The organism is Pseudomonas sp. EU05-FHT14B02 (genome assembly GCF_058791055.1).
On sequence record NZ_JBYTDD010000018.1, the window covers coordinates 1 to 25,870 of the forward strand.

Below are 25,870 nucleotides of genomic sequence, written 5' to 3' on the forward strand. Positions count from 1 at the left end.
TGAGAGTAGGTCATCGTCAAGATTAAATTCCGAAACCCCTATCTGCGTATGCAGGTAGGGGTTTTGTTTTTGTCCGCAGGAAATGAAATTACTGCCCCAGGCGCTCCAGCGTGTGCTCCAAGGGGTCAAGCGACACACAGATAAAGCCATCAAGCGGTCGATTGAGTTCCTCTACGAGCAGGATGGTTGCCCCCGTCGACAGGGCACACATCAGCAATACGGCGACAATGGTGCCGTTGCAGGGTGCAAACAGGCCGAACGAACCAAAGATAATCCCCAACCACGTCACCAGTATCACCAGCATCACCGGTGGAATCGATTGATTGGCCTGCAGCAGGGTCAGCCAGCGGGCGGCAAACACGGTGTCCATGTCTTGCAATGCCTTGGCTTTGAGCGCGCGCTGATCATCGTTGCCGGGCGTCAGTGACTCGACCTGGCGTTGCAGGCCTTCGGAGCGACGGATCACTTCTGGGCTATCGAGTTTTTCAATCTGACGGTGATCGCGGGTCGCGAGCATCTGGGTGACCTCGGCGTAGTTGTGCCTGAGCTCGGTGCGGATGCCTTGGGTTTCGGGGCCGAAGCGGGCCAGCACGCGGTCGAATTGAACCACTTTCGCCGCCGCGCCCTCCAGTTCGGCATTAGCCGTATCGAAAGTGCCTTTGGCAGAGGAAACGAGCAGGCCGAGGACCAGCGCCGACATCGTTGCGATGAGGCCGGTGGCCAGCTTCACTACTGCCACGGAGTCATCGCTCAGATGATGGCTCGGTAACCGCTCCCTCACGTACGAGCCCATCAGTGCGCTGGCAGACAGGCAGGCGAAAACGATTAGGGCGATCACCACGTCATTCAAATTCAACCTCCGTTGACGCTATCTTCCAGGGGGGGAGATATCTACTGGTACTTGATCACGATACCTTTGAGCTTGCGTCCCTCGATGGTCCTTACGTCGCGTGCCCACAGCGGTCCGCTGGCATAGGCGCCCACCGCCTGAATGTGGTCATAGACGACCACCACGGCGTCGCCACCGAGTTTGGCGGATTCTTCCCGCAGCTTTTGTTCGACTTCGATAATCGGAGGGGCAGGGTCGATGCTGGCGTCGATCAACACTTCACCCAGGCGCACATGTGGACGCAGAGGCTCCGAGCGCAGCACGACAACCTGGTCCGGCGATGTCGGTGCCGGATGCTCTACACCGACATAGGCAGTGGTCTGTGCATCGACAGTGGCGCAACCATTGAGGGTCAGCAGGCTTGCGATCATTGCACCGGCCAGTAGCAGGAGCTTGCAACGGGTGGGCCAGGACGCGTCGTGGGCCGGCATAATGGTTATCCTCCTCAGCTTCGCTGCTATCCGTATGACTAGTTGACGGTAGCAGACAGGCCGGGAGTTGCCAGAAAGCCCAACTTTTTCAGGTCGGGCTTTTTTGTGCCTTCAATACTCTCGATCGACCAAGGCCTTTCACTGATCCTTTTCGCAATTGACCATCCACGACACACCAAAACGGTCGACCAGCATGCCGAAGCGCGCCGCCCAGAACGTGGTCTCCAGTGGCATTTGCACAGTGCCACCGTCCGCCAGCGCATTGAAGACCCGCTCGGCCTCGGCAATGCTGTCGACGTTGAGTGAAATCGAACAGGCGCTCATTTTATCCACGGGGCGATCCGGGGTGGTGTCCGACCCCATGATCGCCTGATCACCCACGATCAGGCGGGTATGGATGATCAGGTTGTGCAGGTCCTTGGGGAAATGCTCACCGGCCGGCGTTTCGCCGAAGGTCAACATGGCTTCGATCTGGCCTTGCAGACACTGCGCGTAGAACGTGAAGGCCGCTTTGCAGTCGCCGTTGAAGATAAGGTAGGGATTGATTTTCATGGTCGGCTCCAGGTGCTCGAGTACATACATCGGTTTGGACGCCGGTTTTTTCGGCGAATTCCGATTGTGTCGAGCCGACAAGCAAAGCGCTAAATCTTTGTCGAAGCTTGTGTTTCTTTAGATGTTTTTTCGATAGGACGCGCGAGGCTTATCGCCTCCGGCACACGCCGTGGCGCCAGTACACGTTCGATGGCGCCGCTGACCATACTCTCCAACAGTTCCTCACGTTCCTGCTCGTCCAGCACATGTGGCGTCAGCCAGCTGGGAGCACTGTTGAGCAGGGCGCCAATGGCATGCCCGGCGGCCAGCAGGCCTTGCTCGCTGAAACGGGACTTGGCGCCCAGCATTCTCAGCAACGTGCGTTCGTATTGCTCGCGCAATTGCCGGACCCGATCCTGTTGCTCTTCGTTCAGGCAACCGCTATCGCGCTCCACCAGGCGGAAATGCCAAGGCATCTCCCGATGCAGATTCAGATGGGCGCGGATCAGACTGTTGAGTTTGTCGCGCTTGCCCGGGGCCTTTTGCTGGATACGTCCCAGGGTGGCCAGCAGCTCCTCGTAAAACTCCTCGATCAGGTCGAGCAGCAGATGCTGTTTGCTGGGGTAATGGTGATACAGCGAGCCTGGGGAGAGCCCCAGGCACGTCGCGAGCTCACGCATGCCGACCTGGCCGAACCCCTTGCAGGCAAACAGCTCCAGGACCTTGTCCCGGTACTCGGCAAAGCGCGAGCAACGCTCAGGCATAGGCATGGAAGCCGCGCCCCGTTTTACGTCCCAGGTAACCGGCGGCGACCATTTCCTTGAGCAACGGTGCCGGACGATATTTGCTGTCGTTGAAACCGTCATAGAAGGCTTCAAGGATCGACAACAGGGTGTCCAGGCCAATCAGGTCCGCCAAGGCCAATGGGCCGATAGGCTGGTTGCAGCCCAGGCGCATGCCGGCGTCGATGTCTTCGGCGCTGGCCAGGCCTTCCTGGAACACCAGGATCGCTTCGTTGATCATCGGCACCAGGATCCGGTTGACCACAAAGCCCGGGCGGTTGCCGGCGGTAATTGCGGTTTTGCCGAGGGTGGTCGCCATGTCCAGCGCCAGTTGGTGGGTCGTGTCACTGGTTTGCAGGCCACGGATGACTTCGATCAGGCCCATCACCGGCACCGGGTTGAAGAAGTGCAGGCCGATGAAGCGTTCAGGCTGGCTGACACTGGCGGCGAGTTGGGTGATCGACAGCGACGAGGTATTGGAGGCAATGACGCATTCGCTGCTGACCTGCGCGGCGATCTGTTGCAGCACACGCAGTTTCAGCTCGAGATTTTCCGTCGCCGCTTCGATGACCAGCTGCGCGTTTTGCAGACTGCTGTAGTCGGTGCTGGTGCGGATTTTGTCGAGGGTGGCCTGTTTCTGCTGCGGCGTCAGGGTTTCCTTGGCGATCTGCCGGTCGAGGTTTTTGCCGACCGTTGCAACGGCTCTTTGCAAAGCGCTTTCGGAAATATCGAGCAAGGTCACGTTGAAACCGGCCATGGCGCAGACTTGTGCGATGCCGTTGCCCATGGTGCCGGCACCGATCACCCCGATGTTTTGCAGATTCATGTTCCCGTCCTTCGATCAAACCCTGCGATACCTTGGCCGCGACCGCGGCCGAAGGCGTACTATTGCCGCGAGTCTAGAGCCGGCAGGGCGGTTGTCCTATGCCAAAACTGTTCAACGGCGATGATGTTTTTTGCCATTCGGGTGATGAGAGAGAAGCGAACCAATGCGGGAAAAGGACTCGGTTGCCGCCTATTTCGTGCAGGCAATGATTCATGGGCTGAGGGATGATCCGCAGCGTGTGACGGCGGTGCTCGAACAGGCCGGCATTGATCCGGCGGTCATGAGCGAACCCACGGCGCGGGTGCCGGCCAATGCGTTTGCCGCGTTGTGGCTGATTCAGATCCGCGAACTCGATGACGAGTTTTTCGGGCTCGACTCCCATGGCATGCCGCCCGGCAGTTTCGCCCTGATTTGCCGCGCCTTGATTCAGGAGCCCGATCTGCACAAGGCCATGCGTCAATGCCTGGCCAACTTCGGCTTGTTCCTGCGCGACTTTCGCGGCTCGCTGGCCGTACGGGGCAAGCGTGCGGTCATCAGCCTCGAAACCCGTTCGATGGACAACGATGCCAGCCGGTTTGGTGAAGAAACCTTCCTGGTGTTGATGATCAGTCTGCTGTGCTGGCTGGGCGGGCGGCGCATTCCCATTGACCGTGCGGACTTCCGCCATTCGCGCCTGTCGCTGGGTGACGACCGCCTGCTTTGGGGCCCCAACCTGACCTTCGGTGCCGAGCGCACCGAAATCGAATTTGCCAGCCACTACTTGCGCCTGCCCGTGGTTCAGGACCTGGCGTCGCTGAAAGTGTTTCTGCGTACTGCGCCGCAATGGCTGGTGATCCGCTTCCGCAACCAGCATGGCTTGGCATCCCAGGTTCATCAGCGCTTGCGCGGCAGTCATTACAGTCAGTGGCCGACATTGCAGGCCTTTGCCCTGGAACAGCACCTGAGCCCCAGCACCTTCCGCCGCAAGCTGGAGCGTGAAGGCTGTTCCTACCAAGAGATCAAGGACGAAGTCCGCCGTGGCGTGGCCTTTGAGCAACTGCGTCAGAGCGACGCGAGCATCAGCGATATCGCTGAACAACTGGGTTTTCAGGAACCCAGCGCCTTCCATCGGGCGTTCAAGAAGTGGACCGGGGAAAGCCCCGGGCGCTATCGGGCCCGTTATCAGGGGGAGCAGGGCGCAGAGATCGCTACCCTTGAGGCTTCCTGCGAGCTCTGAGCCATCAACTGTCCACCCGCAGGACGATCTTGCCGATGTGATCGCCTGCCTCCATCCGGGCATGGGCCCGCGGCGCCTCCATGAGCGGGTAAACCCGGTCGATCATCGGCAGGCAGCGTCCGGCGCTCAGCACCGGCCAGACGTATTCGTGCAACTGGCAGGCGATGGCGGCTTTTTCTTCCCGGGTCCTCGAGCGCAACAGAGAGCCAGTGACGACGGCGCGTTTGGCCATGATCGCCAGCAAATCGACTTCCCTGGCATGGGCGCCACCGAGGAAACCGAGCATCACCAGGCGACCTTCCATGGCCAGGGCGGCCACATTGTTGTTGAGGTACGAGCCGCCCATGATGTCGAGAATCACGTTGACACCCTGGCCCGCGGTTTTGTCCGCGATGACCTGCACAAAGTTCTGGTCGCGATAGTTGATCGGCTCTGCACCCAATTTGCGGATCGCGGCACACTTTCCTTCACTGCCAGCAGTGGCGAACGCTTCGATGCCGAGTTCGCGGCACAGCATCAACGCAGTGGTGCCGATGCCGCTGGTACCGCCATGGATCAAGGCACGCTGACCCTGGCGGGCAGCGCCAAGGCCGAACAGGTTGGCCCATACCGTGAAAAATGTTTCCGGGAGGGCCGCCGCCTCTACCCAGTCCATGCCTTCGGGGATCGGCAGGGCCTGACTGGCCGGGACCACGCAGTATTGCGCGTACCCGCCGCCGTTGGTCAGGGCGCAAACCTTGTCGCCCGGCGCAAATTCGCTCACGCCCACGCCAATCGCCACCACTTCACCGGCCACTTCCAGCCCAGGGTTCGGGTTCATGCCGGGTTTCATCGGATACTGGCCGGCTCGTTGCAGCGCGTCGGGGCGATTGACCCCGGCGGCGTGAACGCGGATAAGAATCTCGCCGGCCCCTGCAACGGGCACAGGCACCTGGCGCGGTTGCAGAACTTCAGGGCCACCGGGTTCAGTGATTGCGATCAGGGTCATGGTCTGGGGGCGTGTCATTTCATATACCTGTATTGAGCGTTAACGATTCGGTCTTACGGCTGAGCAGTCGACTGCCCAGTTCCAGCAACAGCGCTAAAACGATGGCCCCGGCGGCTATCTCGAACATCAAGGCATGATGGCCGCCACTGGCGTTGAACAGCGCCGAGTAAGCGAACCCCGAGAGCGCCTGGAAAGTAGCGAACGACACGGTGGCACGATTCCAGGCAACCTGTTGCTGATGATGCCCGGGGATCAGCTCATGCACCCGCGCCAACGCCAGGGGTACGATGCCAGGCGGGAAGGAGCCGAGGATCACCGCCAGTAACGCTAGCGCCGCGAACGAACTGCTGATCGATAAAAGACCAACTGCCAGCGCTTGCAGCACCAGCACGATGCGTATGCCTGTTTTGGCGCCCAAATGGTCGGCCAGAAAGCCGTAGGTCACCGGCCCGACAATCGCGCCCAGGCCATACATCACCCAGATCAGCGCGCCAACATGTGCCCCGGCATTGAGCCCGCGGGCGACGTAATCCACCAGGAACACCATGGCCGGCACCAGCCCGGCCGCCATGAACGCGTATTGGGCGAACAGCAGGTAAACGTTCGGGTCGGTGGGGGTCAACGATGCATTCGATGGCGCTGTGGCGGCCGGGTGCGCAGATGCCGGCCAGCCAAACCAACTGGCAGCGGTGAGGATCAGGGCCAGCAAGCCCAGGCCGAACCAGGTTTGCTGCAAGCCGAGGCTCAACAGCGGCGGCACGATCGTCCCCGACCCGGCGATGCCCAAGCCGATGCCCAGGAATATCGCACCGCTGGCCAAGCCTTTGCGGGCCGCCGGGACCTGAGGCAATACGGTGGCCGCCACCAACACCATGATCGCGCCACCGGCAATCCCCGACAGCAGACGCCAGCCGAAGAACCAGCTCACCGACAACGGGAAGCCGCAGGCGAAAAACGCCAGGGTCACCGCCAGCATCATCAGGCGCAGGGTGCTCTTGTTCGAGGTCCGGCGCGCCAGCGGGTGGCCGATCAGTGCGCCGATCAGGTAACCCACCAGATTGGCGGCGCCTAGGTACACCACGTCGCTGGCGGAAAACCAGTGGGCCTGGATCAGCGAAGGAATCAGCGGCGTGTAGGCGAAACGCGCCAGGCCGATACTGACCAGACTGGCGCAGAGGCCGGCGAAGATCGGCAGCCAGATCGCGCCGGGCGCCGGGGTAAGGGGAGGCGATGAACTGTGCATGTGCATTGTCCTGTAAGGTCACTCAGGCTTTCAGCATATCGAGATTTTTCGAAGCATTAATGCAGCGATTACGCGCTATGCTGATGCGTAATTGCATCATCAGGAGCGCATTATGAATTGGGATGACGCCCGGGTATTTCTCGCGGTTTGCCGCGAATCCACGTTGCGCGGAGCGGCGCGGGTGTTGGGGGTCGACCAGGCCACGGTAGGCCGACGCATCACGGCACTGGAAAAATCATTGAGTGCGACCTTGTTCCTGCGCACTTCCGAAGGTTATGCGCTCACGGCTGTCGGCGAGGCTGCACTCAAGGCCGTGGAGAAAATGGAGCATTCGGCGCTGGAGCTGCAACGCCAGATCCAGGGCCTGGACGATCGCTTGACCGGCACGGTTCGCGTCAGCACCACCGATTCTCTGGCGATTGATTTTCTGATCCCGGCGATTGCCCGTCTGCATCGGCAACACCCGGATGTACGGGTGCAACTGGACGCCACCACGCAGATCCTCAGCCTGGCAAAACGCGAAGCGGACATCGCCGTACGCAACACCCGACCGGAAAACCCTGACCTGATCGCCCGGCGTATCGCCCGCTGGCCGGTGGGGTTGTTTGCCTCGCAAGCCTATGTCGATGCCCACGGCGTACCGGAGCCGGGCTCGGCGTTCTCCGGGCATGACCTGGTGGTGTATCAACCGTACTTGCAGGGCAACAAAGACATGACGCTGGTCTCGGAACCGGTGGGACGCGGGCGGATTGTCGCGAGCCTCAGTTCCAGTCTGCTGGTGCGTCGGTCGATTGCGGAGGGGATCGGGGTCGGAGAGATTCCGGTGTACATCGGGGAGAAGGAAGGGTTGGTCAGGCTGTGGCCGGAGCGTTCGCGGCCGATGCCCTATGACATCTGGCTGGTGACTCACGCGGACCTGCGGCATACAGCCAGGGTCCGGGCGGTGATCGATGAGATTGTCGCAGGGTTCGCCGGGACCGGCGAATAACCTGTAGGAGCGAGCCTGCTCGCGATGGCGGAGTGTCAGACGACATCACTGTTGAATGACACAACGCATCGCGAGCAGCTCGCTCCTACAGGGATCTGTCATGGCATTTCCGGCAGTTCCTGAGGGCGCAGGTCGAAGACCAATACTTCTGCATCCACGCCATTGCTCAAGGTCAGCACCTGTTCTTCGCGAACCCGCACACCGTCGCCTTCCTGCAACAACACACCGTTGAGTTCAACGTTGCCCCGGGCCACATGCACATAGGCGTAACGGTTGGCGGCGAGCTCCAGGGTGGCGCTTTCCTTGCCGTCGATCAGGCCGGCATACACCCGTGCATCCTGACGCACCTTCAGCGAACCCTTGGCGCCGTCCGGCGAGATGATCAATTGCAGGCGCCCGCGTTTCTTCTGGGTGCTGAAATGCTCTTGCTGATAGCGCGGTTTGGCGCCGCTGACGTCGGGCACGATCCATATCTGCAGAAAGTGCACCGGCCGGGTTTCGGAGTGGTTGAATTCACTGTGGGCCACGCCGCTGCCTGCGCTCATCAGTTGCACGTCGCCGGGTCGGATCACCGAACCGGTGCCCAGGGTGTCCTTGTGTTCCAGGGCACCTTCAAGCACATAGGAGAAAATCTCCATGTCGCGGTGCGGGTGCTGGCCGAAGCCTTTTCCGGCGGCGACGCGGTCGTCGTTGATCACCAGCAGGTCAGAAAAACCCTGCTCTTTCGGGTTGCGATAGCTGGCGAAGGAAAAGGTATGGAACGACTTCAACCAGCCGTGATTGGCCAGGCCACGATCCGAGGCTTTGCGAAGAGTCAGCATGATGAAATCTCCTTTGGGGACGTGAATTCGTCCGAGTGAGGAGAAGGTTAATGGTTACTGGCTTGTGCAATAAGTAGGTGGGAATTGAAATACTGTCTCTTTCAGGTTGACAGTATTCGGGCGCGAATCAGCAATTCTTTTCCGACCTTTGCGTCGTACTTGGCCATAATGCACAGCACCGAAACCTGTGGGAGCGAGCTTGCTCGCGATAGCAATTTTCCAGTCACCTCATCTGTTGAATGTGATACTGCCATCGCGAGCAAGCTCGCTCCCACAGGGGGCTGTGCTTGGCAGACCGACCTCCTATGAACTCAGTGAATTCCAATCCATGAAAACCGTGGCAATGGTGCTGTTTCCCGACTTTCTCCTGCTCGACATGGCCGGGCCCATGGAAGTGTTTTCCATCGCCAATCGTTATCTGAAACCCGAGGATCACTATGTGCTGTCGACCATCGGCACCGAGCCCGGCGCACTGAGGGCGTCCAACGGGGTGAGCGTGCACGCCGACCGGCACATCGATCAGGCCTGCGAGGGTTTTGATTTGCTGCTGGTGCCCGGTGGGCCCGGTGCCTACAACGAAAAGTATCCGCCATTGCTCGACTGGCTCAGGCACAACGTCAGCCGGTCCGCCGGTTATGGCTCGATTTGCACCGGGGCGTTCGTGTTGGGGCATGCGGGTTTGCTCGACGGCTATCGCGTCACCACCCACTGGCACTACACCGAGCGGCTAATCAAGGGCTTTCCGAAGGCGACCGTCGAGACCGATCAGATCTTCGTTCAGGACCGCAACCTGATCACTTCCGGTGGCGTCACCGCCGGGATCGACCTGGCCTTGTCGGTGGTCGCCCAGGACCATGGCAAAAAAGTCGCCCAGGACGTGGCCAAGGTATTGCTGGTGGTCATGAAACGCCAGGGTGGACAGGCGCAGTTCAGCCCGTTGATGGCGGCAGTGGCCCCTCACGAAACGGCGATTACCCGGGTGCAGAACCATGTGCTTGAACATCTCGATGAAACCTACAGCATCGAGCGCATGGCCGGTTTGGCCAACATGAGCCCGCGCCATTTCGCCAGGGTGTTCGCCCGGGAAGTGAACATGACGCCGATGGAGTTTCTGCAAAGCGCGCGTATCGATTGCGCCAGGAACCTGCTGGAAACCACCGAGTTGCCACTCAAGACCGTGGCCTTCAAAAGCGGCTTCGGCAGCGTGCGACACATGCGTTTTCTGTTCAGTGAAAAGCTCGGCCTGACCCCGACCCAATACCGCGAGCAGTTCAGCTAACGCGCATGTCCGTCGTGCGCACCGCAATGGCCGTGACGCTCCCCCCGCGGCAGTTGTACCGTCACCGAGGCCTGACAAGATACCGCTGAACTCATTGCAAGGACGGTGCGGAGCCTGGGCTGGAAGCCAGGCTTGCAGCAAGTGACAGCCCATGAACAGCCTCAGAGATATAAACAGCGAAGCGGTGCTGCAATTCGGGCCCTACGCTTTCCACCTCAGTCAGCGACTGGTGTTGGAGGGCGATCGACCGCTGCGCCTGGGCGGCCGCGCCCTTGACGTGTTGCAGGTGCTGGTCGAGCACGCAGGCTCGGTGGTCAGCAAGGAAGAGTTGATTGCTCAGGTCTGGCCGCGCTCCGTGGTCGAAGAGATCAACCTGCGGGTACACATTGCCGCCCTGCGCCGAGCCTTGGGCGACGGCCAGTGCTACATCGTCAACATTCCCCAGCGCGGCTACAGTTTTGTCGCCCCGGTACAGCATTCGCCGCAGCCCGTATCGTTCCCGAGCGAAACCGTAAAAAAGCCGCTGCACAACTTGCCGGCGCGGCTCACGCCGATCACCGGGCGCGATGCGGTTGTCGGCAGCCTGGTGCGGCAGTTGCCGGTGCGCCGATTCATGACTCTGGTCGGGCCTTGCGGGATCGGCAAGACCACCGTGGCGCTGCGCGTGGCCGAACTGTTGTTGCAGCACTATCGGCACGGCGTGTGGCTGGTGGACCTGGCGGCGATCGATGACCCGGCGCAAGTGACCGACCACCTCACACGAACCCTTGGGTTGGAGGTCGGCACCACGCTGGAGGCGCTGGCGCAGCGGCATGCCTTGTTGGTCCTGGACAACTGCGAACACCTGCTCGAACGCTGCCAGACGTTGATCGAAACACTGCTGGCTTCGCTGCCTCGTCTGTCGATCCTCGCCACCAGCCGCGAGCCGCTCCAGGCGGCGGGCGAAACTGTATTGCATCTGCCACCGCTGGCGGTTCCGACGATGTCAGCGTTGCGCAGTGTTGACGAGGTCATGGGCTATTCGGCGGTGCAGTTATTCGTCAGCCGTGCCCGGGCTCGTCAGCAAGGGTTCACCCTGCGCGAACAAGACCTCAAGACCGTACGGGAAATCTGCCGGCGCCTCGACGGCCTGCCTCTGGCGATTGAGTTGGCGGCGGCGCAAATCGATGCGCTGGCGCTGGTGGGGTTGCAAGCGCAACTCGATAACTGTTTTCAGTTGCTGTCCCAGGGCCGCCGCACGGCCGTGCCCCGGCACCAGACGCTCAAGGCCGCGCTGGACTGGAGCTACGAACGTTTGACTGCCGCGGAGCAAACCGTGTTGCAGCGCCTGGCGGTGTTCAAAATGGCCTTCACCCAGGACGCAGCGATCGGCGTGATCTGCTGCGACAGGCTGCCCGCCGCCGACCTGGTCAAGGTGATGGAAAGCCTGGCATTCAAGTCACTGCTGTCCCGGGAGCAGGGCGGCGGTGTGACCCGCTACCGCTTCCTCAACACCACCCGCACCTACGCGCTGGAAAAACTCGAACTCAGTGGTGAGCTGCGCGCCTTCGAAATTCGCTATGCCGATTACACCAGTCAAACGAGCCGGCCTTCAGGCGGGCAGGTGGCATTGCAACTCGTCGAGTAACCGGCGAACCGTCATCAAGTCGGGCGTGGCGAATCCTTCGGTGTAGCGCTGGTAGATCGGGGCCAGCAGGTCGTACGCCCTTTGGCTGTGGCCCTGACGCTGCCACAGTTGCGCCAGCGAGGTGGCGCTGCGCAGCTCCCAGGCCAGTGCGCCCTGGGTCTTTGCCAGGTTGAGTGCCTTGAGCAACACGGCTTCGGCCGTGGCGACGTTTACCGGGCAATCCGTTGCCAGCAACGTCCTGGCCCTGGCCCGCAGAATCTCCGCCGTGCTCCAGTTCGAAACACCATTTTGCGCACGGTCGAGCAGTTCATCGTCGACACAGGTTGAATCCAGCGTGACCATGATGTCCTTGATCAAACCGACGCTTTGGCGGCCGATTGGCTGTACATCGGTGCCGCCGATCACCCGCGCATAGTGTTGCGCCCAGTCATGGAACAGCAGCACCGAGTGTTTCTGTGCCTGTTGCAGCAGCAGGCGCAGGAGTTCGCGGGCGCTGCGGGTGTCGCCGTTGTAGTGGGCGATCAGGCAGCCGGCGAGCGCCAGGGTGTAGCAGATCGACGTGCCGTGGTTGATCTGCAGCGCGATGTCCAGCGCCTGCCGGGCGCTGCGCCAGGCTTGTTCCGGTTGGCCTTGCAGCCAGAGGATGCGCGCGTGGAGGGTCAGCGCCGCGACGCTCTGGTCGTACTGCACGCCGAAGCCATGGGTGAAACGGTTGAGATGACCGCTCTGGGCCATGCGTTGCAGCACCTGTTCGGCATGCTCTCCGGCCTGATGCTGGTCGCCGCTGAAATGCAGGGCGAGCACCCGCAATCGATGCATGCTCAGGGACATCAGGGCGTCGTCATGCAGCCCCAGTCGGTCGAACTGCCGGCTCTGCTCCAGGGCCATTTGATAATGGCCACAGCTGAGATTGACCGCCAGGTGCCCGGAAATCGCCCGCAACTGACCGGCCACATCGTTGAGTCGGCTGGCCAGGGTTCTGGCGCTGACAAAAGCGCCAATGGTTTCGGCGCTGGCGCCTTGAGCGTGGTAACAGGCACTGCCCAAAGCCAGCTTGAGGGCCATCTGCAAGCGCGGGCAGGGCTCGGCAGACTGTTCGAGCAGGGCCAGCGCCTTGCGCACATAACCGCCGTGTTCCTTGAGCAGTGACAGCTCCTGCCACAGGGGGGTGGACGCCGCGGCCAGGCGTATCGCCAGTGACTGCGGCCCTTGCCCGTGCAAACCCCAATCGAGGGCTGCGCGGATGTCCTCCAGGGCCCGGCCATAGCGTTCGAGCCACAGGCCGGTGGACGTTTTCTCCCAGTCGTCCTGCGCTTGTTGCATCAGCGCCAGGCAACGCTCGGCATGCCGCTCCCGCGTCCCGGGCAGGTCGGTGGTTTGCGCAAGTTTTTCCAGGGCATAGCTGCGGGTGGTATCGAGCAGTCGGTAGTAAACATCCTCGTCGCCCACCTCTACGTTCAACAAGGACTTGGCGACCAGTTGGGTGATCGAGCCGAACACCTCGCGGGGTTCGATGTGTTCGCCGACAATCACCGCCGCTGCGGACTCCAGGGTGAAACCGCCGCGAAACACACTCAGTCGGCGCAGGCAGGTCTTTTCGCAGGCGCTGAGTAGCTCGAAGCTCCAGTCCAGTGTCGCGCGCAGGGTCTGATGGCGTGCCGGGGGCATTTGGCAGGGCTGGGTCAACACCCGGAAGTTGCTTTGCAACTGCGTCAACAAGCCGGGCAATCCGAAGTTGCCCACTTGCGCCGCCGCCAGTTCGATGGCCAGTGGAATGCCATCCAGTCGGTGGCAGATGTCGATCAACAGCGGCAGCTCATCGTCCGTCAGTTCAAAGCTGTCATGGCTGGCCATGGCCCGCTCGACAAACAGTTGCAGGGCGGAAAAGGTCATGGCCTGGGCGCGGTCGAGGACGGCGATGGGCGGCGGGCAGTCGAGTGATTCCAGGCGCTGGACGAATTCGCCTTCGGCCCGCAGGCTTTCGCGGCTGGTGGCGAGAATATGCACGTGCGGCGCACTGCGCAGAATGGTTTCGCAGAGATGGGCGATGGCATCGACCAGGTGTTCGCAGTTGTCGATGACCAACAGCATTTGCCTGTCGTGCAGATAGTCGGCAAGGCCGCTCAGTGGGGCGTCGTCGTGCAGGGCCAGTTCGAGCAATGTCGCCAGATGACCGTCGATCATCAGTGGACAATTGATCGGGGCCAGGTCCAGCAGGCGAATGCCGTCCCGGTAGCGACCGATCATTTGTTCGGCGACCCGCAAGGCCACGGTGGTTTTGCCGATGCCGCCGGGACCGACGAGGGTGATGAAGCGCTGGCGTGGCAGTTGCACTACCAGATTGTCGACCAGGGTCTGCCGGCCGATCATTCGCATGCGGCGCACCGGCAGGTTATGCCGGCTCGGTGCGCAAGCCACGGGCGCTGGCGCTTGCTCGGCCTGCTTCAGTGAGTGCGGAGCGACAAAGCTGTACCCGCGCTGGGCCACGGTGACGATGTAGCGCTGGCCGGCCTGACCGTCGCCGAGTGCCTTGCGCAAGGCGGCCATGTGCACCCGCAGGTTGATGTCTTCGACCACGCTGTTGGGCCAGACCCGGGCGATCAGTTGTTGCTTGCTGACCACGTTGCCGGCGTGCTCAAGCAGGATCAACAGGATGTCCATGGCGCGCCGCCCCAGGCGCAAAGGCTGGTCGGCCTCCATCACCAGACGTTGTCCGGGGTAGACCCGGTAGGGGCCGAAATGCACAGCCTGTTCGGGGGAAAAGGTCAACGAGTCGCTCCTGCTGCATCCGTCTGGTACGCGGTTTTCGAGCATATTCCTCAAGTTTTTTAGCCAGCGCAATGCGCTGCTCGGGTGACTGTCGGGTGCGGGTGTTGACTCTAGCGTATCGGTCAAGGGGCGTCAGCCCGATGATCATTGGGCGCGACAGATGGACAGCGATAGCCGGGGCTTTTTGCGCGCCATGGAAAATTAACAACGTTTAACTCGTCCTGCGTCCGGTCTGCACTCAAAACTCTCTTCCCTGTAGGAGCGAGCTTGCTCGCGATGGTGTGTCAGCCACATGGGTGTCGACTGATACTCCATCGCGAGCAAGCTCGCTCCTACAAGGGATTTCAACCCCTCTCAAGGACAAACCAATGAGCAACGTGGTGGTGGTCTATCACAGTGGCTACGGGCACACCCGGGTCATGGCCGAAGCCGTGGCCGGTGGCGTGGAACGGCACCTGGGCAGCACCTGCCAGTTGATCCCGGTCGAAGAGGTGGACAAGCACTGGGAGCGGCTGCACAACGCCGACGCCATCATTTTCGGTGCGCCGACCTACATGGGCAGCGCCTCGGCGGCCTTCAAGGCATTCATGGAGTCCACGGCGGCGTTCTACCTGACCCAGCCCTGGCGCGACAAGCTCGCGGCGGGTTTCACCAATTCCGGCTGCCTGTGCGGCGACAAACTCAACACCTTGCTGCAAATGACAGTGTTCGCCGCCCAGCACTCGATGATCTGGGTCGGCCTCGACCTGCTGCCGGCACGCTCCAGCACCGGTGCATTCAATGGCCAACTCAATCGCCTGGGCAGCTCACTGGGCGCCATGGCTCAGTCGAATGTCGAGCAATCCCCCGACGATGCCCCTCCGCCCGAGGATCGCTGCACCGCCGCGCACCTGGGCGAGCGGGTGGCACGTCTTGCCAATCGCCTGCGCCACCGACCCGTTTGATTCACCCCCAACCCTCGTTAAGGAGGCATCACCCATGAGCACTTTCACTACCCGCGATGGCGTCGAGATTTACTACAAGGACTGGGGCACCGGTCAGCCGATTGTCTTCAGTCACGGTTGGCCGCTGAACGCCGACAGCTGGGAGTCGCAGATGATCTTCCTGGCCTCCAAGGGCTACCGGGTCATCGCCCACGACCGTCGCGGTCATGGGCGTTCCAGCCAGCCGTGGTCGGGCAATGACATGGACCATTACGCCGACGATCTGGCGCAGTTGATCGAACTGCTCGACCTGCAAAACGCTGTGCTGTTCGGTTTCTCCACCGGCGGTGGCGAGGTGGCGCGTTACATCGGTCGCCACGGCACCGGTCGCGTGGCCAAGGCCGGGCTGATTTCCGCGGTGCCACCGCTGATGCTCAAGACCGAAGCCAACCCTGGTGGTCTGCCGCTGGAAGTGTTCGATGGCATCCGTCAGGCCTCGCTGGCCGACCGTTCGCAGCTGTACATTGACCTCGCCAGCGGCCCGTTCTTTGGCTTCAACAAGCCTGACGCGAAACCGTCCCAGGGCATGATCGACTGGTTCTGGATGCAGGGCATGATGGCCGGCCACAAGAACGCCTATGACTGCATCAAGGCGTTCTCGGAAACCGACTTCACCGAAGACTTGCAGAAGTTCGACGTGCCGACGCTGGTGGTGCATGGGGACGCGGATCAGGTCGTGCCGTATGAAGCGGCGGGGGTCTCCTCCGCCAAACTGGTGAAGGGCTCGACCTTGAAGATTTACCCGGGCGCCCCTCACGGTTTGACGGACACCCATAAGGACCAGCTCAACGCTGACCTGTTGGCGTTCCTGAAAGGTTAAAAAGCCGGATCAAAGGATCGCAGGCTTCGCCAGCGCCTACAGGGTAACGTGCATACCCGAAGGCTGCGATCTTTTGCCGTTGACGGCGGTGCCGCGGACAAACTGACAGCGCCAGGCAAACGGATTGATGCCTTCGCTGCGGGTGAAGATGTGGCAGAAGTGCGCCTGATCGCAGAAGCCGCATTCGAGGCTGATCTGCGTGAGGCTGAGGTTGGTGTACTGGATCAATTGCTTGGCCAGGGCAATGCGCTGCTGGCGAATCCAGTCCTGTGGCGAGATGCCGGTGCTGCACTTGAACGCGCGGGAGAAGTGACTGCGCGACAGGGCGCAGGCCTGCGCCAGTTCAGTAACTTCCAGGCTGTCGCCCAGACGTTCGAGGATCAATTGTTTAACCAGTTTTTCGCGTTGCGGGCTGAGGCCGCCGGTGTGGGGCTTGCGAGATTCGCTGGCAAGTGCGCGGGCGGTGGTGTGCTGTGGGTAAGCCATGGCCATTGTCCGGTCGGGGAGGAAAAGCGCTGGCGCCCGGTGTGAGCGATCAGCACCGTTACTCTGGAAAAAAACAGTTCTGCGCTGAGGACTTCATTGTTGGAGTTGCCTTCAGTGGCTGACGAGTTAAACGTTGTTAATTCCATGCCCGAAGGTGTGAGCACAGCACATCGTTGCAAGTACAAGTAGCGGCGATTGGCACAAAATGCGCAGCATGGAGCGGGCCAAAACGGACCGCCGGTTGGCTTGAAAAGGTGAGCAGATGAAACGGACATGGCAGGGAACGCTGGGGACCATTGGCCTGGTTCTGATATCCGCCAGCGCGCTGGCCCAGGCGCCCGCGCAGGTGGGCACGCAAGCACCCGGTTACTTCCGGCTGGCGCTGGGGGATTACGAAGTGACGGCGCTGTTCGACGGCTACAACGACCTGTCGCCGAAGCTGTTGCAAGGCATGAGCCAGAGCCAGATCCGCGCACTGCTGGTCCGTCGTTCGATTGAAACCCCGGGTGTGCAGACCGCCTTCAACGCGTTTCTGGTCAACACCGGTAAACAACTTGTGCTGATTGATACCGGGGCAGGGCAGTGCATCGGTCCTACCGCCGGCCAGCTCCCGGCCAACCTGCAAGCGGCCGGCTACAAACCGGAGCAGGTGGACGTCATCCTGATCACTCACCTGCACCTGGATCACGTCTGCGGTCTGGTGGACGGCCAGCAGCAACCGGTGTTCGCCAACGCCACGGTGTACGCAGCCAAGGCCGAAGCCGACTATTGGCTCGACCCGCAGGCATTGGCCAAGGCACCGGAAGCGGCCAAGGGCTACTTCAAAATCGCCCGGGACTCCACCGCACCTTACGTTGCCGCCGGCCGTTTCAAGACCTTCACCCCCGGCCAGTCACCGCTGCCGGGTGTGGTCGAGGCGCAACTGGAAGCCGGGCACACGCCGGGCAGCACCACGTACCGTTTCACCTCCCAAGGGCAAAGCATCCTGTTCATGGGCGACCTGGTACACAACCTCGCCGTTCAGTTCCTGCACCCAGAGGTATCGATCGGTTTCGACGTCAACAGCCAGCAAGCGATCAACAGTCGCAACCAGGTGTTCAGTACCGCGGCCACCAGCAAGACCTGGGTGACGGCTGCGCACCTGCCGTTCCCCGGCATCGGTCATATCACCGCCCAAGGCAAGCATTTCGAGTGGGTGCCGGTGGAGTACGGGCCGTACAAACGAGCGGCGAACGTACCGTTGATCGAGTAAAGTCCACAGCTCTCGCACCTGGCCGAATACACAAGGAACCCGTGCCTATGAACCGTAACGATCTGCGTCGCGTCGACATGAACCTGCTGGTGATTTTCGAGGCCCTGATGTTCGAAAAGAACCTGACCCGAGTCGCGGAAAAACTGTTCATGGGCCAACCGGCGGTGAGCGCCGCGCTGGGGCGTTTGCGCGATCTGTTCGACGACCCGTTGCTGCTGCGCAATGGCCGCGGCATGGAACCGACGGCGCGCGCAATGGCGATTCTCAAGGAGTTGCAGCCAGCGATGGACACTATCTCCGGTGCGGTCAGCCGGGCCAAGGAATTCGATCCGGCGACCAGTTGCGATGTGTTTCGCATCGGGTTGTCGGACGATGCCGAGTTCGGTTTGTTTCCACCGTTGCTGCGTCAGTTGCAAGAGGAAGCACCGGGCATCGTCGTGGTTGTGCGGCGGGCCAATTACCTGTTGATGCCAGCGCTGTTGGCGTCGGGGGAAATTTCGGTGGGTGTGAGCTACACCACGGATCTGCCGGCCAATGCCAAGCGCAAAAAGCTGCGCGATATCCCCTGCAAAGTGCTGCGCGGCGACACCCGGCCGGGGACGCTGACCCTGGATGAGTATTGCGAGCGGCCCCATGCGATGGTGTCTTTTTCCGGCGATCTGAGTGGCAACATCGACCTGGATCTGGCGAAGGTCGGGCGTAGTCGTCGTGTGGTACTGGGGGTGCCGCAGTTCAGTGGGTTGCGGGCGTTGCTCGCCGGGACCGAGATGATTGCCACTGTGCCGGATTATGCGGCATGTGCATTGGTCGAGGGCTGTGGCTTGCGCGCTGAGGATCCACCGTTCGAAATTGAGGCGGCGCAGTTGTCGATGGCCTGGAGCGGGGTGCATGACAATGATCCGGCAGAGCGGTGGTTGCGGTCGCGGATCGGTCAGTTCATGTCTGTGGTTTTGGATGTTTCTTAGGTGTTGACCTTGGCGGGCTCTGGGCCGACCACGTTCTTGGTAGATTGAGTACGTATCCATTGCTGCGGTAACGGCGGCTGGCGGTTTCGCCCTTACGTACGGCCCCTCGCCTGGGCTCGGGGCTCCTGGGCTCCGGCATTCATCCGGTCGGCTTCGCTTCGACCTGCATGCAATGAGTTCGACTGCATCGAACGGCGCTGCGCGCCAATCCCCGGATGAATACTTCCACCCAGCCTGCCATATAGCCATCGCAACCACCTTGATGATTATTTTTTGTCGGCCATCGCTTGCGTGTCGCGGCCGATAGTTGGGCACCGTGTCCGGGCTGAGTAAACCTGACCGGAGCCTAATAATGATAAAAAAACGCTCGGCCACAGCCGGTGTCCGCCAACGGCTTCACCGGCTTGGCCACACGTGCCCGCAACCCCTTGCGCTGGCGATTCTTGCCGTACTGACGGGGCCAACCTACGCCACCACATTTGACCTCAATGAAGACTGGAGCCTGTCGACCAAGACCAGCCTGAGCCTGGGCAGCAGCTGGTCGACGCAAAACCCTGACAAGAGCCTGATGACCCGCGCCAATGCCTTGCAGGCCCAGGGTGTAAATGCCAATGGCTCCAGCGTCAGCGCCGACGACAACCGGCTGAACTTCAAGAAGGGCGACCCCATCTCGCAACTGTTCAAGGGGCTCACCGATATCAGTCTCGATGGCCAGGGCCAGGGCGCGTTCATTCGCTTCAAGTACTGGTACGACCATGCCTATGAAACCGGCAATGGCCGCTTCAAGGATTTCGACGATTCGGGCTGGGACGACCTGTCAAAATTCAAGGGATTCGAGGTGCTCGATGCCTACGTCTGGAAAGACTTCCAGGTGGCCGAACACCCGCTGAACGTAAAGGTCGGTAACCAGGTGTTGTCCTGGGGCGAAGCGCTGCTGATCCAGAACGGCATCAACGTGATCAACCCGTTGGACATCTCGGCGTTCAACCGTCCCGGCGTTGAAATCAAGGAGGGCCAGTTGCCGGTGGAGATGGTCTCCTTCAGCTTCGGCCTGACCGACACCACTAACCTCGAAGGTTTCTACCAGTACAACTGGCGCCCCAGCGTACTCGACGGTTGCGGCACCTTCTTCGCCAGCAGTGATGTGATCCAGCCGGGTTGCGGGCCGCTGTACCTGAGCCAGGTGCAGACCGATCAACTGATGCAGGCCGCTGGTTTGTTCGCCACGTCCCGGGGCAACGAATCGCCGTCCGACAACGGCCAGTTCGGCTTCGCCTTGCGCCAGATGATCCCGGCGCTCAACGATGCAGAAGCGGCGATCTACTACATCAACTATCACTCGCGGTTGCCGTATTTCACCATTAACGCCAGGAACACCGCCGTGCCCGGTACCTTCCCCGGTGGTATCCAGGGGCCGAGCTATGCGGCGGCCTTCCCGGAGAACATTCGCCTGTACGGCATCAGCCTCAACGGCGTCGAGCCTGTCACCGGGATTTCCCTGGCCGGTGAGTTGAGCTACCGGCCGAACATGCCGATCGCGATCAACGCGCCCGACGTCAACGTTGCGGTGATTTCCGGACCGGGGGGCAGTTCCTGGGTGCAGCTGCCACCCGGCTTCAGCACCACCAATGGCAGCCAGTTCGATGCGTGGGAGCGCAAGGGCGTCTGGCAGTTGACCGGTTCGGCCACCCAGGCCATCGACAACGTGCTGGGCGCCACGCGCCTGAGCCTGTTCGGTGAGGCCGGTGTCGTGCACATCGACGATCTGGGGGACGAGCGCCTGGGCCGTAACGCCGCGTTCGGCCGCAGCGCCCCGCGCAACGGCACGCTGTGCAACACGGTGGCTTCAGGTGTGACCAACCAATACTGCACCGACAAGGGGTTTGCCACCGATTGGTCGTGGGGGTATCGCCTGCGCGCCAGCCTCGAATACAGCGATGTGTTGCCAGGCATCAACCTGATTCCGGCCGTCAACTGGCGGCATGACGTCTCGGGCTATTCCTACGATCCGCAAGGGCCGTTCCAGGAAGGCCAGCAAGCGCTGGGGGTGAGCCTGACCGGCGTCTACATGAACGATTACAGCGTGGAACTGGCCTACAACACGTTCTTCGGTTCCAACGACTACAGCACCCTCGACGACCGCGATTTTGCATCCGTCAGCTTCAAGGCAGACTTCTAAGGAGAACCGTTATGCGTATGCAATTGTGCGTGCTGGCCCTGGCCTGCACCGTCGGCCTGGCCCAGGCCAAAGGCACCGATTCGGCGGCACTGGGCAAGACCCTGACCCCCATGGGCTCGGAAATGGCGGCCAATACCGACGGCAGCATTCCGGCCTGGACCGGTGGTCTGGCGAGCAACGCCGGCACCGTCGACAGCAAGGGCGGCTACAGCGATCCGTATGTCGCCGAGAAGCCGTTGTTCACCGTCACCGCGCAGAACCTGACGCAGTACCAGAAGTTTCTCAGCCCCGGGCAAATCGCGTTGTTCAAGCGTTTTCCCGACACCTACAAGATGAACATCTACCCGAGCCATCGCAGCGCCAACCTGCCCAAGGAGGTGCTGGCGGTCAGTCGTGAGAACGTCGCCAAGACCAGCATGGCCGACGGCGGCAACGGCTTGCACGACTATGCCAGGGGCATTCCGTTTCCGTTGCCCACCGAAGGCCTGGAGGTGATGTGGAACCACATGACCCGTTATCGCGGCGGCAGTTACGAGCGCATCAGCAGCGCCGCGCTGGTGCGTGAAAATGGCGCCACCAGCTACGTGCGCAACCAGTCCTTGATCAACTTTGCCGACACCGTGGGCGGGCTGGAACCGGGCTCGAACATCCTGTTCATGTTCAAGAGCCGGGTGCTGGAACCGGCGCGTCTATCCGGTGAGGCGGTGCTGGTGCACGAGCCGATCGACCAGGTCGCCGAGCCGCGTTCGGCCTGGCAATACCTGCCAGGGCAACGTCGCGTGCGCCGTGCGCCGATGATCGCCTACGACAACAGCGCCCGTTACAGCAACGGCCTGATCACCGCCGACAACATCGACGGCTACAACGGCGCGCCGGATCGTTTCGACTGGAAACTGGTGGGCAAGCAAGAGCTGTTCATCCCCTACAACAGCTACAAGATCGGCAGCCGCGACCTCAAGTACGACACCGTGATCAAGCCCAATCACGTCAATCAGGACCTGGCCCGCTACGAGAAGCATCGCGTGTGGGTGGTCGAAGCGACCCTCAAGCCCGGTGCCCGGCACATCTACGCCAAACGTCGCTTCTATGTGGACGAAGACAGCTGGCAGATCGCTCAGTCGGACCAGTACGACAGCCGCGGTGAACTGTGGCGCAGCGGTGAACTGCACGCGATCCAGCAGTACGACCACGGCTTCACCTACAACGTACTGGAAACCTCCTATGACCTGATCTCCGGACGCTACTACGCCGGCGGCCTGGCCAACGAAGAGACCGAGCCGATGCGCGTGGGCTTCGCCGCCAAGACCGACGACTACACCCCCTCGGACCTGCGGCGTTGGGCCAAATAAACCGGGAGGCACCGTAAATCCCTAGTGGGAGCGAGCTTGCTCGCGATGGCGGCGTGTCAGACGACATCAATGTTGGATGTTCCGGCTTCATTGCGAGCAAGCTCGCTCCCACAGGGATCAGTGTGTGTTGATATTTATCTACCAGGAAATCTGCCATGCGCTACTGGATATCCGCTCTGGCCCTGGGCGCGAGCCTGGGTACTGTTCACGCCGCAACCCTCGACCAACAGCAAGCCAAAGACCTGGCGCAGGAGGCCTACGTGTTCGCCTACGCCACCGTCGAACACGACAAAGTGCTCAGCGCCATCGCCGCGAAACTGCCGTTCAACCGTCTCTACAGCGAACCGCGCCTGCTCGGCCCGCAAGACAACAAAGTGGTGTCGCCCAACAACGACACCTTCTATTCCCGTGCCTTGCTGGACTTGCGCAGCGAACCTGTGGTGCTCGACGTACCGGCCGTGCAAGGTCGCTACTACAGTTTCCAGCTGGTGGACATGCGCACCGACAACCTCGACTACATCGGCACTCGTGCCACGGGTGACAAGGCGGGGCGCTACCTGATTGTGGGGCCAGACTGGAAAGGGCCCGCGCCATCGGGGTTCAGCGCGGTGATCCGCTCACCGAGCCGACTGGTCTTCCTGTTGGGACGGACCGAGGTCAAGGGCGAAGCGGATCAGAAAGATGCCGCGCAAGTGCTGAGGGGCTACGCCTTGCAACCGCTGTCCAAAGTCAATGGCAGCGCGCCCCCTGAACCCCTGGCACCGCTGCAACTGCCAGCGTACACGGACACCAGGCACGGGCCGGCGCAGGTGTTGTTCAGCACCTTCAACGCGCTGGCCCCCTTGCATCAATGGACCGCCGGCGAACAAAAGAAACTGGCCCGTTTCGCCGCCATCGGGGTGAAGCCGGGGGCCGGATTCCAGGCCCCGGCGGACTTGAACGAAGCCGTCGCGCAGGGCGCCGAAGCCGGTCGCGAACAGGTCCGCGCAGCCTCCAGCCGACTATCGGTGGAACAGCAGGGCTGGTTGCCGTCGCCGCCCAACGTCGGCAAGTTTGGTGACGATGACCTGACCCGTGCCGCAGTCGCCTGGCGCTACATCTACGCCAACGATGCGGTGGAAGCGCTGTACCCGATGGCGTTGCACGATGCAAAGGGGCAGGAACTCAATGGCCAACACGCTTATCGCCTGCATTTTCCCGCCGGGCAACTGCCGCCAGTGAATGCGTTCTGGTCACTGACCCTGTATGACGGCAAAACCCAGTTGCTGGTGGCCAACCCGATCCAGCGTTACGCCCTGGGCGACCGCAGCCCTGGTCTACAATACGATGCCGACGGCGGCTTGACCCTGATCCTGCAAGCCGATGCGCCCAAGGCTGCGCCGCAGGGCAACTGGCTGCCGACGCCGCAAGGTCCGTTCAACCTGCTGTTGCGCCTGTACCTGCCCAAGGGCGGGGCATTGGACGGGAGTTATCAGTTGCCGACGATTGCGAGGATCGAATCATGAACCTGATTTTCAGTCGCCGCCGGTTGCTGGGCGGCATGGGGGTATTGGGAGCAAGTCTGATGTTTCCACGCCAGCTGCTGGCCGGTGATTCCGATGACCCTCGGCAGATTGCCAAAGAAGCGTGGATTTACGCGTACCCCATGCTCATGCATTACCAGACCATGGAAAAACAGGCGCTCAACCCGACCGCGCCGGAGTACGTCGGCGGCTTCAACCGCTTTCGTCATTACAGCGAGTTGTTTACCCCGAACAACCGCGACATCGTCACGCCGAACAACGACACGCCGTACTCCTGGGCGTGGCTTGACCTGCGCAGCGAGCCGCAGGTGTTGAGTGTGCCGGCCGTGCCTGACGACCGCTATTACGTGCTTCAAATGGTCGACCAGTACACCCACAACTTTGCCTATGTCGGCGTGCTCAGCACCGGTCGCGATGCGGGGAATTACCTGATCGCCGGACCCCACTGGCAAGGCCCGACACCGGACGGCGTCAAGGCTGTGCTGCGCAGTGAAACCGAAATAGTCATGGTGCTTGGGAGAACGGGCCTGAAAAACGCCGGGGACCTGCCGGTAGTGCGTGCCCTGCAGCAGCAATACGGTTTGCGTTCGTTGCATGAATACATCGGCAGTGCGCCGCCTGTGCCTGCGCCAGCCATTGACTGGCGCCCCTGGAACAGCAAGACCGGGTTGGGGCTGGAGTTTATCCCGGCGCTGAACCAGGTCCTCAGCCTGTGCCCCACGCAACCGTCCGAACAAGCCTTGCACGCGCGCTTTGCACGGATCGGCATCGTGCCCGGCCAGAGTTTCGACCCGGCGACGTTGCCGCAAGCAACACGCCAGGCACTGCTCGCCGGGATTCAAGAGGCCCAGGCGCAACTGCAAACCGCGGTGAGCCAGGTACGCACCACCCTCGGGCTGTTCGGCACTCGCGAAGCGCTGAACGGCAATTACCTCAACCGCGCTGTCGCGGCGAATGTCGGCATCTACGGCAACAGCGTGGAAGAGGCCTTCTACACCGGCACTCGCCTGGATAATCAGGGGCAACCCTTGCAGGGTGGGCGAAGCTATCGCCTGCGTTTCGCAGCGGGTCAATTGCCGCCGGCCAGCGAGTTCTGGTCGCTGACGCTGTATGACTTGCCGGACCGGCAACTGGTGGCCAACCCGATCAATCGCTACTGCCTGAGCAGCCGGGATCAGTTGCAAGAAGATGCGGACGGCGGGTTGACGTTGATCCTGCAGAACGTCGCTCCGCCGGAGCAGAGCAACTGGTTGCCGACGCCTGCAAGCGGAGCGTTCACCCTGGTCCTGCGCCTGTATGGCCCCGGGCAGCAGGTGGTCAATCAACGCTGGCGAATGCCGGTGGTGGAAGTGGTGTCTGCCTGAACCGCATCGCGAGCAGGCTCGCTCCTACATTGGACCCGTGCCATTCACAAATGCTGTGAACAACCCGGCCCCCTGTGGGAGCGGGCTTGCCCGCGATGGCGGCGTGGCAGGCAGCATGGATTTTTGAGGGTGTACATATCCGTTGCTGCGGTCACGGCCACCTATGGTTCCGCTCTTACAGCGGGTCACTTGGAAAGCCCCAAGTAACCAAGGGCTCTTGCCCCTGACATTCGGTGCCTCGCCTAGGCTCGGCATGCCCTTGCTCCGGTCCTGCTCCGTGGGCCCGCCGCCATCGGCCATCCATGGCCGGCGGCGGCTAACCCGGCATCCATGCCGGGTTGCCCACTACGCAGAACCTCCACTCGGCCTCATGAGGGGGCGTGTACCGCAAAAGCGCCCGAGGCGGCCTACCGGCCGGCCTGTTTGTTGGATTCGTTTGTCTGTGATGTATCTGTTCGAATGGCAGGCCGCCATCGCGAGCAAGCCTCACAGGATAAATGCAGTACCTGTGGGAGCGGGCTTGCCCGCGAAGGGGCCGCATGATTCGACATCATCATCA

Annotated in this window: 22 protein-coding genes; 12 read left to right on the top strand and 10 right to left on the bottom strand. The window is 61.6% G+C overall.

Going from position 1 to position 25,870, the window contains the following annotated elements:
• Positions 1 to 88: 88 nt before the first annotated feature.
• The 5 genes from AC3WTM_RS17205 to AC3WTM_RS17225 form a co-directional block, all read right to left on the bottom strand.
• On the bottom strand, positions 89 to 841 hold the full coding sequence (locus tag AC3WTM_RS17205) for a bestrophin-like domain (protein ID WP_256586113.1): 753 nt from the start codon (positions 839 to 841) through the stop codon (positions 89 to 91).
• A gap of 50 nt (positions 842 to 891) precedes the next feature.
• Positions 892 to 1,320 (bottom strand): hypothetical protein, encoded by a 429-nt coding sequence (locus AC3WTM_RS17210; protein WP_102672489.1) that lies wholly within the window; start codon positions 1,318 to 1,320, stop codon positions 892 to 894.
• A gap of 138 nt (positions 1,321 to 1,458) precedes the next feature.
• Positions 1,459 to 1,872 (bottom strand): VOC family protein, encoded by a 414-nt coding sequence (locus AC3WTM_RS17215; RefSeq protein WP_102672488.1) that lies wholly within the window; start codon positions 1,870 to 1,872, stop codon positions 1,459 to 1,461.
• 89 nt (positions 1,873 to 1,961) lie between these two features.
• Positions 1,962 to 2,621, bottom strand: coding sequence for a TetR/AcrR family transcriptional regulator (locus AC3WTM_RS17220; protein WP_057715520.1), 660 nt, complete (start codon positions 2,619 to 2,621; stop codon positions 1,962 to 1,964).
• Positions 2,608 to 3,459 (bottom strand): 3-hydroxybutyryl-CoA dehydrogenase, encoded by an 852-nt coding sequence (locus AC3WTM_RS17225; protein WP_102672487.1) that lies wholly within the window; start codon positions 3,457 to 3,459, stop codon positions 2,608 to 2,610. The genes AC3WTM_RS17220 and AC3WTM_RS17225 overlap by 14 nt, the downstream gene beginning before the upstream one ends.
• A gap of 163 nt (positions 3,460 to 3,622) precedes the next feature.
• On the opposite strand from AC3WTM_RS17225, the gene AC3WTM_RS17230 reads away from it, so the two are divergent.
• Positions 3,623 to 4,675 (top strand): AraC family transcriptional regulator, encoded by a 1,053-nt coding sequence (locus tag AC3WTM_RS17230; RefSeq protein WP_102672486.1) that lies wholly within the window; start codon positions 3,623 to 3,625, stop codon positions 4,673 to 4,675.
• Positions 4,676 to 4,679: 4 nt separating this feature from the next.
• On the opposite strand, the gene AC3WTM_RS17235 is transcribed toward AC3WTM_RS17230, so the two are convergent.
• Positions 4,680 to 5,681: an NAD(P)H-quinone oxidoreductase gene (locus AC3WTM_RS17235; RefSeq protein ID WP_102672485.1), complete on the bottom strand. Its 1,002-nt coding sequence runs from the start codon at positions 5,679 to 5,681 to the stop codon at positions 4,680 to 4,682.
• A gap of 1 nt (position 5,682) precedes the next feature.
• The gene (locus AC3WTM_RS17240) at positions 5,683 to 6,906 is read right to left on the bottom strand and encodes a YbfB/YjiJ family MFS transporter (RefSeq protein WP_102695622.1); all 1,224 of its coding nucleotides are present in this window, start codon (positions 6,904 to 6,906) and stop codon (positions 5,683 to 5,685) included.
• A 112-nt stretch (positions 6,907 to 7,018) separates the two neighbouring features.
• Here AC3WTM_RS17240 and AC3WTM_RS17245 point away from each other — a divergent pair, with 112 nt between their 5' ends.
• A complete protein-coding gene (locus tag AC3WTM_RS17245; protein WP_102672483.1) occupies positions 7,019 to 7,894 on the top strand; it encodes a LysR family transcriptional regulator in 876 nt (291 codons plus the stop codon).
• 98 nt (positions 7,895 to 7,992) lie between these two features.
• Here AC3WTM_RS17245 and AC3WTM_RS17250 read toward each other — a convergent pair whose 3' ends face one another.
• Positions 7,993 to 8,715, bottom strand: a complete 723-nt coding sequence (locus AC3WTM_RS17250; protein ID WP_102672482.1) for a pirin family protein — start codon at positions 8,713 to 8,715, stop codon at positions 7,993 to 7,995.
• Positions 8,716 to 9,043: 328 nt separating this feature from the next.
• Between AC3WTM_RS17250 and AC3WTM_RS17255 the strand changes: the two genes are divergently transcribed.
• Entirely contained in the window at positions 9,044 to 9,994 is a 951-nt protein-coding gene (locus AC3WTM_RS17255) for a GlxA family transcriptional regulator (RefSeq protein WP_102672481.1), read from the top strand.
• A gap of 151 nt (positions 9,995 to 10,145) precedes the next feature.
• Positions 10,146 to 11,621, top strand: coding sequence for an ATP-binding protein (locus AC3WTM_RS17260; RefSeq protein ID WP_102672480.1), 1,476 nt, complete (start codon positions 10,146 to 10,148; stop codon positions 11,619 to 11,621).
• On the opposite strand, the gene AC3WTM_RS17265 is transcribed toward AC3WTM_RS17260, so the two are convergent.
• Positions 11,586 to 14,390 carry an ATP-binding protein gene (locus AC3WTM_RS17265; protein WP_102672479.1) on the bottom strand — a complete coding sequence of 935 codons (2,805 nt, stop codon included), beginning with the start codon at positions 14,388 to 14,390 and terminating at the stop codon, positions 11,586 to 11,588. The genes AC3WTM_RS17260 and AC3WTM_RS17265 overlap by 36 nt on opposite strands.
• A gap of 368 nt (positions 14,391 to 14,758) precedes the next feature.
• On the opposite strand from AC3WTM_RS17265, the gene AC3WTM_RS17270 reads away from it, so the two are divergent.
• Positions 14,759 to 15,334, top strand: coding sequence for a flavodoxin family protein (locus AC3WTM_RS17270; protein ID WP_102672478.1), 576 nt, complete (start codon positions 14,759 to 14,761; stop codon positions 15,332 to 15,334).
• A 34-nt stretch (positions 15,335 to 15,368) separates the two neighbouring features.
• The gene (locus AC3WTM_RS17275; protein ID WP_102672477.1) at positions 15,369 to 16,193 is read left to right on the top strand and encodes an alpha/beta fold hydrolase; all 825 of its coding nucleotides are present in this window, start codon (positions 15,369 to 15,371) and stop codon (positions 16,191 to 16,193) included.
• 36 nt (positions 16,194 to 16,229) lie between these two features.
• On the opposite strand, the gene AC3WTM_RS17280 is transcribed toward AC3WTM_RS17275, so the two are convergent.
• Complete coding sequence (locus AC3WTM_RS17280) at positions 16,230 to 16,679, bottom strand: helix-turn-helix domain-containing protein (protein WP_102672476.1); 450 nt, start codon at positions 16,677 to 16,679, stop codon at positions 16,230 to 16,232.
• A gap of 262 nt (positions 16,680 to 16,941) precedes the next feature.
• Here AC3WTM_RS17280 and AC3WTM_RS17285 point away from each other — a divergent pair, with 262 nt between their 5' ends.
• The 6 genes from AC3WTM_RS17285 (at position 16,942) to AC3WTM_RS17310 (ending at position 25,311) form a co-directional block, all read left to right on the top strand.
• Positions 16,942 to 17,931 carry an MBL fold metallo-hydrolase gene (locus tag AC3WTM_RS17285; protein WP_102672475.1) on the top strand — a complete coding sequence of 330 codons (990 nt, stop codon included), beginning with the start codon at positions 16,942 to 16,944 and terminating at the stop codon, positions 17,929 to 17,931.
• Between the two features lie 47 nt (positions 17,932 to 17,978).
• A complete protein-coding gene (locus AC3WTM_RS17290) occupies positions 17,979 to 18,896 on the top strand; it encodes a LysR family transcriptional regulator (protein ID WP_102672474.1) in 918 nt (305 codons plus the stop codon).
• A gap of 352 nt (positions 18,897 to 19,248) precedes the next feature.
• Positions 19,249 to 21,075, top strand: coding sequence for a DUF1302 domain-containing protein (locus AC3WTM_RS17295; RefSeq protein WP_102672473.1), 1,827 nt, complete (start codon positions 19,249 to 19,251; stop codon positions 21,073 to 21,075).
• An 11-nt stretch (positions 21,076 to 21,086) separates the two neighbouring features.
• Entirely contained in the window at positions 21,087 to 22,424 is a 1,338-nt protein-coding gene (locus tag AC3WTM_RS17300) for a DUF1329 domain-containing protein (protein ID WP_102672472.1), read from the top strand.
• Between the two features lie 155 nt (positions 22,425 to 22,579).
• Positions 22,580 to 23,929 (top strand): DUF1254 domain-containing protein, encoded by a 1,350-nt coding sequence (locus AC3WTM_RS17305; RefSeq protein ID WP_102672471.1) that lies wholly within the window; start codon positions 22,580 to 22,582, stop codon positions 23,927 to 23,929.
• Entirely contained in the window at positions 23,926 to 25,311 is a 1,386-nt protein-coding gene (locus AC3WTM_RS17310) for a DUF1254 domain-containing protein (protein WP_102672470.1), read from the top strand. Before AC3WTM_RS17305 ends, AC3WTM_RS17310 begins: the two co-directional genes overlap by 4 nt.
• Positions 25,312 to 25,870: the final 559 nt, after the last annotated feature.